General features: G+C 60.7%; 7 protein-coding genes, 1 tRNA gene and 2 rRNA genes (1 of these 10 only partly in view). 2 read left to right on the forward strand and 8 right to left on the reverse strand.

The genetic code is table 11. The features are described 5' to 3' along the window. The 4 genes from QE363_RS00465 to QE363_RS00480 all read right to left on the reverse strand — a co-directional run bounded on the left by QE363_RS00465 (nucleotide 1) and on the right by QE363_RS00480 (nucleotide 4,898). Nucleotides 1-924 carry a hypothetical protein gene (locus QE363_RS00465; RefSeq protein WP_309690685.1) on the reverse strand — a complete coding sequence of 308 codons (924 nt, stop codon included), beginning with the start codon at nucleotides 922-924 and terminating at the stop codon, nucleotides 1-3. Next, the gene (locus QE363_RS00470) at nucleotides 828-1,799 is read right to left on the reverse strand and encodes a TRAFAC clade GTPase domain-containing protein (RefSeq protein WP_309690687.1); all 972 of its coding nucleotides are present in this window, start codon (nucleotides 1,797-1,799) and stop codon (nucleotides 828-830) included. Before QE363_RS00470 ends, QE363_RS00465 begins: the two co-directional genes overlap by 97 nt. A gap of 3 nt (nucleotides 1,800-1,802) precedes the next feature. Continuing rightward, complete coding sequence (locus QE363_RS00475) at nucleotides 1,803-3,143, reverse strand: GTPase-associated system all-helical protein GASH (protein ID WP_309690689.1); 1,341 nt, start codon at nucleotides 3,141-3,143, stop codon at nucleotides 1,803-1,805. A 390-nt stretch (nucleotides 3,144-3,533) separates the two neighbouring features. Beyond that, nucleotides 3,534-4,898: an alpha/beta hydrolase gene (locus QE363_RS00480; protein ID WP_309690690.1), complete on the reverse strand. Its 1,365-nt coding sequence runs from the start codon at nucleotides 4,896-4,898 to the stop codon at nucleotides 3,534-3,536. Between the two features lie 309 nt (nucleotides 4,899-5,207). Here QE363_RS00480 and QE363_RS00485 point away from each other — a divergent pair. Further along, nucleotides 5,208-5,965, forward strand: a protein-coding gene (locus QE363_RS00485; RefSeq protein WP_309690692.1) for an IS5 family transposase whose coding sequence is annotated in 2 segments (ribosomal slippage) — nucleotides 5,208-5,541 and nucleotides 5,541-5,965 — 759 coding nt in all. Because the reading frame shifts where the segments join, the coding sequence is not laid out codon by codon here. A 259-nt stretch (nucleotides 5,966-6,224) separates the two neighbouring features. Here the strand turns inward: QE363_RS00485 and QE363_RS00490 are convergent. Next, complete coding sequence (locus QE363_RS00490) at nucleotides 6,225-6,806, reverse strand: helix-turn-helix transcriptional regulator (RefSeq protein WP_309690694.1); 582 nt, start codon at nucleotides 6,804-6,806, stop codon at nucleotides 6,225-6,227. 216 nt (nucleotides 6,807-7,022) lie between these two features. Here QE363_RS00490 and QE363_RS19670 point away from each other — a divergent pair, with 216 nt between their 5' ends. Next, nucleotides 7,023-8,693 carry a recombinase family protein gene (locus QE363_RS19670; RefSeq protein WP_405053205.1) on the forward strand — a complete coding sequence of 557 codons (1,671 nt, stop codon included), beginning with the start codon at nucleotides 7,023-7,025 and terminating at the stop codon, nucleotides 8,691-8,693. Here the strand turns inward: QE363_RS19670 and QE363_RS00500 are convergent. From QE363_RS00500 to QE363_RS00510, 3 genes are all read right to left on the reverse strand, one after another. Further along, a tRNA-Met gene (locus QE363_RS00500) sits at nucleotides 8,650-8,726 on the reverse strand. The two genes, QE363_RS19670 and QE363_RS00500, sit on opposite strands and share 44 nt — an antisense overlap. Nucleotides 8,727-8,786: 60 nt before the next feature. Further along, nucleotides 8,787-8,901, reverse strand: a 5S ribosomal RNA gene (rrf, locus tag QE363_RS00505). 126 nt (nucleotides 8,902-9,027) lie between these two features. Next, nucleotides 9,028-10,912 (reverse strand): 23S ribosomal RNA (locus tag QE363_RS00510); it runs 907 nt beyond the window's last position.

The following is a 10,912-nucleotide window of genomic DNA, read 5'->3' on the forward strand; positions in this document are numbered from 1 at the left end:
TCAACTACCGGTGTCTAGTAGGTGGTGGATGGGCAGGGTAAGGTCGGTGCTCTTCGTGCCATTTGCTTCAATGACGTATCCGAAGTGCTCGGGCCCTTTGCTGGCGTAGTCCATGTCGCGTGTGGTCGGGCTGAGCGGACGCTCAAGGGCGGAGAGTCCCATGATCAACGGCTGGCACCAGTTTGATCGCACAAACGCCGAGACCAAGGGTAGGCTGGTACTGAGCACTTCGGCCGGCGTCTGTGCCGTCGCCGTTTCGTCCCAACAGGTGAGGAGTACACCGAGACGCGGGATCCGCTGCGCCTTTGTACCAGATCCGTAGGAAAAGAGCAGCATCTGTAGCAGCTCCACCAACCGGGCTTGATCGGACTGGTGCACTTCTCGGTTCTCGACCGAGGCGCCCTTTAAGGCAGCGAGCGGCTTTGAGAACATGTCGTCGCCGACGATGGCCTGCTGGAGTCTAACGAGAAGTAGCCAAGCGTCAGCCCCGTCCACACGCTTCTGCCACGCGTCAGGAAGACGCCGGTTTTCGAGTACTGACTTTATCTGCTCGCCGCCGTATTCCGGCCAGACGAGGTTAGCCTGCCTGCCGCCGCTATCAATCACCGGCCAGACGCTGTCGACGTTCACCGTGCGCGCCGTGTGGCCGGCGGCCCGCCCTTCATCGAGGCTCTCGAGCGCGGTCTCGAACGCCTCAAGATTAGTGGCTGCGCCGTTCATCCGTAGCGCGCCCTTTACCCGCATCAAGCGTCTCAGCAGCTGCGCGCCGTAGTGCGTCTTCCCCACGCCGCTTTCGCCCACGAGGAGGATAGAATTGGAGGGGCCGCTCACAGCTTCCTGCTCCCGTAGATGAACAGTGGGTCTGCGGACGCGGACGCTGGTGGCGGCAGACTGACGCCCGGTCGTCGAACATCGATCGCCCACTGGAGGAGTTCGGTCAGGCCGACGCCCTTGTTGAGGAGCGGGTCCGTGCCGGGGGCGCTGACCACGCTAACTGAGTGCTCGATAGCGTCCGGCATCGCGTCGCTAACGGCACCGCGCACGGCCTCCTCCATTTCGGTCGCGATCTCAACATCGGCTTTGGTCCAAACAAGCGCGACCGGACGGCGGCCGCGCTCCGCCCCTAGCCGCCTGGCAATAAGTTGGAGCGAGCCTCGGGCCGAGCCCATAGCCTCACCGGCGAGCGCCTCGCGATCGGCGACGATCATGAATGCATCGGCATGGTCGGAGACCCAGCGCGCGCCAGCGCCTTCCGCCGAGTCCGTGTTGATCGCCCAGCGCTGAAACCATTCGCCCGGTGCGTCGGTAAAGAGGTAGTCGAGCAGTGCTCCGCTCTCTTCGTCGCGGAAAGTCAGGTGAAGGAGTCCAGGCGCTCTGCCGCCGCGGCTTGTGGTGTGCGGCGGAAAGCGCGGCGGCTGGCCCGGTGTCCAGCGCATAGCGCCAGCGGCTGCCTCCCATCCCGAGAGCGTATAGGATCCGGCGAACAGGCGTCTCTCCGGGATGGCCAACCCGCGGCCAATTAGGAGATACCATGCGGCGAGGAGCGTGGTCTTGCCTGCGTTTTGCGGCCCGACCACGCCGATGACGATCGGCTTGCCGCGCCCCGACACGAAGCCGAGGTCAGCCAGCCCAAAAGCGCTTCCGGACCAAGGCATCAGCATCTCGCCTGACAGGTCGTCGTCGGTAACATCGTCAGCGACGCTGCCGCCAGGCCAAATTGGGCATTTCGAGATGTCCGTGTGGCCGAGATCGCATCCGGTGTCGGGGACGAAGCACGTTGGCCGCGCACATTTCTCCATCACTCAGCCCTTCCTAGCGGCGCTGCGCCTCGCAGGCGAGGCGTCAGTCGCGGCCTTTGAAGCCTGAAGCTCACGGAATAGCCAGCCGGACCATGCGACCGTATCCAGCTCGGAAGTGGCAGGAACACCAGTCAGCCGCTGGAAACTTTCCGCGTCCCTGGCACCGGTGTGCGTCGGGTGGCCGATCAGGGCGAGCACCGGACCGCGTCCCGCCGGCTCGGCCGCCAGCTTCGCGGCAGCACTACGCAGTGGGGCGAGCGTGGCCTCGTCCTGTGCTTCCTTGACGAGATCGCGCATGGTGCGCTTCTCGCCGTTGACGGTTCCGCCGAGGCGCAGCACCGCCTCGCCTAGAAAAGCCGAGACACTCGCGGGCGAGAAAAGCGGGACGGTGTCGAACAGATCGAGCGCCATCAGCGCCGCGGCGACGGATGGCGGAAGTGCCCGATAGCTCTTGCCAACCGATGGCGAGAATAGCGCCTCTCGCCACCAGAGCAGGTTCGTGCGCCGCTGGAGTCCCGCGGTCGCCACGCTGACGGCTTTCAGCGTCTCATCGACGTAGCCAGAGACTACCTCGGCAAGCTTGCCGAACGGCTGGGCCAAGTCCGGCTGACTAACTTCAATCTCAGCGAGCGCAGCATTAACGGCATCCGCAATTGTCGTGCCAGCGCGCCGCCCGAACTCACTCACCCAGTGCTGCTGCTGTTGAGGCGAGTGCGGGTTGCCATTGGTATGCACGGCACTGCCCTGCTGATTCAGAGTTGTTGGGCCAGCGGCAGCCATCATACCGGTCTGCAGTGCGCCCTTGGGAACTTCGCCGATCCGGACTTCTGGCGCGCTGAGTTTCGGCGCGCTGTACTTCATCGGCTGAACCGAGATGGATTCGGGTGTGGCCCACTCAGCCTCTGCGCGGAGGTCAACGCGCCGTTCGATCTCCTCGACGACGCTGATCCAGATCTCGCGCTCATTGTCGACAGGCATGAACGGCAGTGCGTTGCGGGCCGAGGCGACAAAGCAAACGCCAACGCGGTCGTCATCCGCCGCGGCCGCAACGAGAGCATCGAGCAGTATGGCACGGATTACTGCAATCGGCGTGGCCGAGAAAGTGTTGCGGTATGTCGCCCACCGGGTCTGTAGAGCGGCCAGCGCCTCCTGTACGACGGGGTCCGCCTCAGGCGCGTCCGGATCGAACGCGATCAGTGAGAAGCCGAGCGCCTTGGATGGATTTTTCTTCAGCGCGGCGGCTAGGTCACCTGCCGCTTGATTGAGTTTATCCAGCTTGGCGTCGTCACCGCCAACGTCGATCAGTCCTGTGTTCAGGAAACCTTGAAGTATGCCGTCGCCCACGCTGCCACCCCCGCTGTCCAATCTCGTTTTGTTCTAGCAACCAGTACGGCAAAGAGAAGCTCAAAATTGCCCTGTCTCGCCGCCAGCAGCGGTAGGCCGGTCAGTTCTGATTTCCTGCTCACCGATTAGATTCCATGACGTTGATGGCATCCTCAAGCAACCTCAGGCTAAGCCGGCGTGCAATTGTGATCATCCACACGTTACACGATTGATCGGCCGTTCGCGGTCCCGCAGTCGCTGGCCGAACGACTGAAGTAAGAGCATTCGAATGACATCTCGCAGCAGAAGAGCTATGGATTTGCGAGCCAGATAGACGGTAGAACGATTGCAACGACGACCGGATGATAACTTTCACCTGTTGAGCTGCTCCTACGCCGCGTTAATTTGGCGTTACCGAACGAATTCCCAGTAGTCCGCAGTGCCGCCAAGCGCCTTTCGCAGACCGAACCGGTGATCCGGTGCAGCGTCACCCTGAATGAGGCGGTGTATGTCCGCTAGAACCGGGCGCATTTCGGCGGCGTAGCTGTGGCCCAGTAATCCCAGATTGACGTGGCTTGCGTCGATCGTGTCGATTCCGGGTACCACGGCGATGGGCGGAGCTAGCCCCGCGCGTTCAAAGCGATGTAGGCGACGCGAGAGCCCGATCGCCTTATCATTGTTCGTTACATAGAGCGTGGCCCGTCTGGACAGTCTGCCATACGCGGCAGCAAGGTTCTGGAAGAGCTGCGCATCGACGTCCGGCGCAGCAAGAAATACTTGGCCGAATCGCACTGGCGCTGCCGATGCGGCTGCATTGGCAATAGCATCCATCGCTCGCAGCAAGCCGCGGTTGCCCATCGAATGGGCAATAATATGCACAGCACTTGCGCCAGAGCGCTCCGCGAAATCGATTAAGAAGCTCCGGATTGCTGTCTCACTTCCCTCTATCGCCGCTTCGTCTCCGGTATAGCCAGCCCCAAAGCCGAGCGATGGCCAGGAGAAGAACCCAGCCGGTCCCTTATGTGCCAGATCAATCTTGAGCTGGGCGGTCCGGCGCGCTGCATCCTCGAACTTGGTATTGTAACCGTGGAGAAAAACTAGGCCTTGCCGGTCACCAGCGCCAAGCGCGGCCGTCTCACTAGCTAGTAGAGACCAGAAGTGGCGTTCGCCGAGGATATCTATTCCTCGCAATTTTACACGATTATCGCCCCTTAGGATCCGACCAAAAAGACCGCGGCCTAGCGAGCCACTCGTCCGATCTTCGGGGACGAATACGCGGCATCGGCCGTGAGTCACGATATCTGCCCGCTCACCTATGAAACGATCGTTGGCGTTCCGCCGCCGGTTTGTGCCGAACCAGACTATGACTTCGTGTCCGTCGGCTCGGTCGATGCCAACCCGAGCGCTGAGAACACCCTTCGTGAAGTATTGAGCGCGGCGCCGCGCGGCCCGCACCTCCTCGCGGCGCTGATCGATGTGTCTGCGAACTTTATCAAGCGCTCGGCTCAACTGACCACCTTCGGAGAGCGATCCGAGTTGGGCGGCCATACGCTCCAGCGTGTTCTCGGCGCGCTGCACGCGGTATGCCGCCGACGCCGCGGAATGGGGGTCCGTTCCTCCCATACCGAGAAGTGGGCCAGCCGTGTCGTCGCTGATCGTCGGACGGCCTTGGCGCAAACCGTTTTCGTTGGCCGCGCGATCGAGGTCGTCCGCGTCACTACCGCGCTCATTGGCGAGCGTCTGGAACAGGGCAGCATTGTCTGCGGTGTCCTCCATCGCAGCGTAACCGCGATAACGACCTGCCGCGAACCTTAGGCTAAAACGAAGATCTGCCAGCGCATCCGCAGTTCCTGTCACAACATCTTCCTCTCTCGGCCTGCACATCCGGGTGACCGCGTCACGTTATCCAAGTCCAGCTAGCATTGTAGATGCAAGCTAAATTGTCAGTCCCGTTCCTTATGGCAAAGTCTTTATCGAAACGCCACGCGGCTGCTTGAGGCACCCCGCAGCGTCTAGCGGTACCTAGGGTCAGGACCCATTGATGTGAGTGTCGCAATCTGATTCAGGCTCCGAGAGGAGACTGGAATGAGCGACCTGTATTGGCTGACGGACGATCAGATGGAACGGCTTCGGCCTTTCTTCCCCAAGAGCCACGGTAAGCCGCGCGTGGACGATCGTCGGGTGCTGAGCGGTATCGTGTTCGTCAACCGCAACGGGCTGCGCTGGCGAGATGCACCCAAGGACTACGGCCCGCATAAGACGTTGTATAACCGTTGGAAGCGCTGGGGTGAGGCAGGCGTGTTCACGCGGATGATGGAGGGCTTGGCTGCGGCGGACGCCGAGCCGAAGACGGTCATGATCGACGCGACTTACCTGAAGGTGCACCGCACGGCATCGAGCCTACGGGTTAAAAAGGGGATCTCGGCCGCCTGATCGGGCGCACCAAGGGCGGCATGAACACCAAGCTCCATGCGGTCGCCGACGCGAACGGACGCCCGTTAAGCTTCTTCATGACAGCAGGCCAGGTCAGCGACTACACCGGCGCGGCAGCGCTGCTGGACGACCTGCCAAAAGCACAGTGGCTGCTCGGCGACCGTGGCTACGACGCTGACTGGTTCAGGGACGCTCTGCATGCCAAAGGCATCCAGCCCTGCATCCCAGGCCGAAAATCCCGCACTGAACCCGTCAGATACGACAAGCGCCGCTACCGACGACGCAGCCGCATCGAGATGATGTTCGGCCGCCTGAAGGACTGGCGCCGCGTCGCCACCCGCTACGACCGCTGCCCCACTGCCTTCTTCTCGGCCATCACTCTCGCGGCGACCGTCATCTTCTGGCTGTGATCAACGAGTCCTGACCCTAGAAGCGCCCTACGCCTCGTATGAACGGATGTCTTCTAGCCACTTATGCAGACCCGAATACGGCCCGGCCGTTCTTTACCACTGACGGGCGTTCGAGCCCCCTCCCCTCACTGCTGAACGAACGGCAGCTTATCTCAGTGGGTCGCCCGAAAGCGGACAGGCCGCTTTCCACCAGTTTTTCAGCATTCCTACCGACATCATGAGGTCGGTGGTCAAACTGCCTTATAGGACAATGTGTCGTTCATTTCTGATAACTGGGATGGATAGGTCGAACCCCGCCCCCTGCGACATTTGCCAGGACGGGGTGAGTGAACGCGATCAACCGGTCCTGCAGTTCTATCGCCAGGTAATCCGGGTGCCAGCCAAAGACCGCAGACTTACCGCCCTGCCCGCGTTCGATCCTCGATAGCTGCGACGCGGATATGCCACTGTAGCGCGCCAGGTCCGACAGGCTCCATCCCAATGCGATGCGCCCTGCCCTCAATGCTCGACAGAGAGTGTCGCGCTGCAGATCCTGCAGCGTGTCAGGTATCCGCCGAGGTGGTGAGCGCGTCACACCGGGCTCGGCAACATCAGACCAGTCGATCCCGAAAATGTCGATGATTGCCTCCAGCGTCTCGGAGCGTGGCCAGGCTCGGTCATGCTCAATCCGCGACAGCGTTACCCGGCTAATGCCGACGCGGTGCGCGAAGAGCTTGGGCGGCAGAGGCCCATCTGTGCCGGTGCCGGCCAGCCGGTGCGCCCGGATGATCTGGCCAAGGTTGTCCTTGAGCCTGGCATAGCCAGGCGGGAGGCGCATCCGGGCGGGCTTTCGATGGGCCATCGAAATACGATCTAACGATTGTGTATCGTTGATGCACGCCTGATTTTTGTCTTCCTATCACCGCCCCATGGCCATTGCGCGGATCTCGTGGGTGAAAAATGCAAAAAGCGAGAAGGCTTTGGCCGAACTCGTGCAGCTGCTCGCCCGGCAGCTGGCGGCGGAACACCGCCACACCACGTCCTCCGCACGGCCCCCAACAGAAAAGGCTTCATCCTCATGAACATTTCCGGCCAACGTCGCGTCGCACTGTACGGCAGACATTCGACCGCCCTACAAACGGCCACGTCGTCCGACGATCAGGTTGCGGCGTGTGCGCCCCTCGTCAATCTCCTTGGTGGCAGGGTCGTAGCAACCTGGCTCGATCCAGAGATTTCAGGCTATCGGCGCGACCGCCCCGGACTGAGAGGGTTGCTTGCGGCCGTCGAGGCGGGCGAGGTCGACCTCATTGTATGCGAGTCACTGGACCGGCTGGCGCGTGACGCGGAAGACGTGGCCTGGCTGGGCAAGAAACTACCCTATCACCGCGTGCAGCTGCATACGATCAGCGAAGGCCGGGTCGATGAGATCAAGTTCGCCGTCGCGGGCCTGATGGGCGCGATCTTCCTCAAACACCTTGTCGACAAGACCCTGCGCGGCATGGAGGCGGCGGTCCTGGCAGGGCGTTTCCCTGGTGGACGCGCTTATGGCTACAAGCGCGTCATCCAGCTCGATGAGAAAGGCGAACTCGTCCGTGGGCTGCTCGCGATCGACGAGGCAAAGGCAGACATGGTTCGCCAAATTTATCGATGGTTCGCTGGCGGCCTGTCGTCCGTCGATATCGCCACCCGCCTGAATGCTGAGGGTATTCCAGCACCTCGTGGCGGGGAGTGGAATGCCTCGACCATCCGGGGCGACCACAAAAAGCTGGTCGGCATCCTTAACAACCCCCTCTACACGGGACGGCTTGTCTGGAAACGTCGACACTGGCGCCGCGATCCGGACTCGGAAAAGCGCGAACGGCGCTATCAGCTTCGAGACCCCAGCGAGTGGATCGAGGTGGCAGTCCCGGACCTCCGCATCGTCGATGACAGTGACTTCGAGGCGGTGCAGGCGGAAATGAACGCCCGCAAGCGCACCACCACGTCGCTGCCGCTGGCCCAGGGTAATCGCAAGAAGCATCTGCTATCCGGCCTGATCCGATGCGGTTGCTGCGGGTCCAACTACACGATCAGCGGCAAGGACTATTATCGCTGCGCCGGTCAGAAGGAACGTGGCACCTGTGACAACAGGCTATCGGTCCGCAAGGGGCCTCTGGAAGAGGCAAGCCTGACGGCTATCCAACACCGTCTGCTCACCGAAGACCATGTACGCCTGTTCATTGCGGAATATGAGCGCGAAGCCACGCGACTTGCGCGGATCGACAGCCATGAGGCTGACACGGCCAGGATCCGTCTGCAGCAACTCGAGCGCGAACTCGGCAATCTATATGAAAATCTGCTTGCGGGTATCGCGACCCCTGCCCTCCGGCACATGATCGACGAACGGGAGACGGAGAAGGCCCGCCTGATTTTGCGAAATGCTACCGTCGACAGAGGGGTGGTTTCGCAACCCCCGCTTCCAACGCCATTCGTTCTGCAGGCTCAGTTTCGGGCGCGGATCGCCGCCTTGCGCAGCACGCTGGCAGATCCTGCGGTCCGCGGGCAGGCCGCATCAATCATGTCGCGGCTTATCGAGAGCGTGACGATCTACCCGGATGAACCGGAGGGTCCCGCGGCAGAGGTGGTGGCCAGCGTAGCGTCGCTGGTGGCGTACGCCCTAAACGCCGACGCCGCCCGTGAGGGCGGCGTATCGAGTTCTATGGCGGTGGTTGCGGGGGCAGGATTTGAACCTGCGGCCTTCAGGTTATGAGCCTGACGAGCTACCGGGCTGCTCCACCCCGCGACACTGGGTATAGGGGCAAGGACAAGTGAATGGGTTTTGTGTGTATACGCGGACTGTAATGCCTGGCGACGCCCTACTCTTCCACTGCTTGAGCAGTAGTACCATTGGCGCAGTCGGGTTTCACGGCCGAGTTCGGGATGGGATCGGGTGGGACACCGACGCTATGGCCACCAGGCAATAGAGTCCGCGAATACTGACCCCGCTTTGTGGGCGGGGTGATGGGTATAAAATCGATGCACCTGGCTTGGTAATGACCGCACCCTGCCATCTAGCCCAGGGCTGATGGTGGGGGTGTGGAGCTCTCAAGCGCGAATAGGACAATTAGTATCGGTTAGCTCCATGCGTTACCGCACTTCCACATCCGATCTATCAAGGTCGTGGTCTTCGACCGTCCTGAGAAATCTTATCTTGAGGGAGGCTTCCCGCTTAGATGCTTTCAGCGGTTATCCCGTCCGTACATAGCTACCCTGCTGCGCCGTTGGCACGACGACAGGTACACCAGAGGTACGTTCAACCCGGTCCTCTCGTACTAGGGTCAACTCCTCTCAAATTTCGACGCCCACGGCAGATAGGGACCAAACTGTCTCGCGACGTTCTGAACCCAGCTCACGTACCACTTTAATTGGCGAACAGCCAAACCCTTGGGACCTGCTCCAGCCCCAGGATGTGATGAGCCGACATCGAGGTGCCAAACAACCCCGTCGATATGAGCTCTTGGGGGTTATCAGCCTGTTATCCCCGGCGTACCTTTTATCCGTTGAGCGATGGCCCTTCCACGAGGGACCACCGGATCACTATGACCGACTTTCGTCTCTGCTCGACTTGTCAGTCTCGCAGTCAGGCTGGCTTATGCCATTGCACTCTAACAGCCGGTTTCCAACCGGCCTGAGCCAACCTTCGCGCGCCTCCGTTACTCTTTAGGAGGCGACCGCCCCAGTCAAACTACCCGCCACAGAGGGTCCCTGTACCGGTTTCACGGTACGAGGTTAGACATTAAACAACAACAGGGTGGTATTTCACCTATGGCTCCACATCGGCTGGCGCCAATGCTTCAAAGCCTCCCACCTATGCTACACAGTTCTTGTCCAATGCCACTCTGAAGCTGCAGTAAAGGTGCACGGGGTCTTTCCGTCTAACCGCGGGTACTCCGCATCTTCACGGAGAATTCAATTTCGCTGAGCATGTCCTGGAGACAGTGGGGAAGTCGTTACGCCATTCGTGCAGGTCGGAACTTACCCGACAAGGAATTTCGCTACCTTAGGACCGTTATAGTTACGGCCGCCGTTTACCTGGGCTTCATTTCAGAGCTTGCACTCCTCCACTTAACCTTCAGGCACCGGGCAGGCGTCAGGCCCTATACGTCGTCTTGAAGCCGACTTAGCAGAGCCCTGTGTTTTTGCTAAACAGTCGCTACCCCCTGGCCTGTGCCCCCCATGAGAGCTTGCGCTTACATGGGGCCTCCTTCTTCCGAAGGTACGGAGGCAATTTGCCGAGTTCCTTCAGGACACTTCTCTCAAGCGCCTTGGTATACTCTACCTGACCACCTGTGTCGGTTTCGGGTACGGTCTATACGGTGGGGCTATTTCCCGGGACCTCTTCGAGGCACGTCCAATCCGATAAGGACGTACAACACACGAGATCCGTCACACACCACCAGGCCCACGAATATTAACGTGGTTCCCATCGACTACCCCCTTCGGGCTCGTCTTAGGGGCCGGCTCACCCTGCGCGGATTAGCCTTGCGCAGGAACCCTTGGTCTTTCGGCGAGAGGGCATCTCACCCTCTTTATCGCTACTCATGTCTGCATTCGCACTTCCGATACCTCCACGACCCATTACCAGATCGCTTCGCAGGCTTACGGAACGCTCCGCTACCGCGTGCACTTGCGTGCACACCCTAAGCTTCGGTGCGTGTCTTGAGCCCCGTTACATCTTCGCCGCAGAAACCCTTGTTTAGACCAGTGAGCTGTTACGCTTTCTTTAAAGGATGGCTGCTTCTAAGCCAACCTCCTGGTTGTTTTGGGATTTCCACATGCTTTCCCACTTAGACACGACTTGGGGACCTTAGCTGTAGGTCAGGGCTGTTTCCCTTTTGACGACGGACCTTAGCACCCGCCGTCTGTCTCCCGAGTATCACTCATAGGTATTCGGAGTTTGGTTAGTATTGGTAGATCTCGCGACCCCCG

The organism is Sphingomonas sp. SORGH_AS_0870 (genome assembly GCF_031453175.1).
Taxonomy (GTDB): domain Bacteria; phylum Pseudomonadota; class Alphaproteobacteria; order Sphingomonadales; family Sphingomonadaceae; genus Sphingomonas.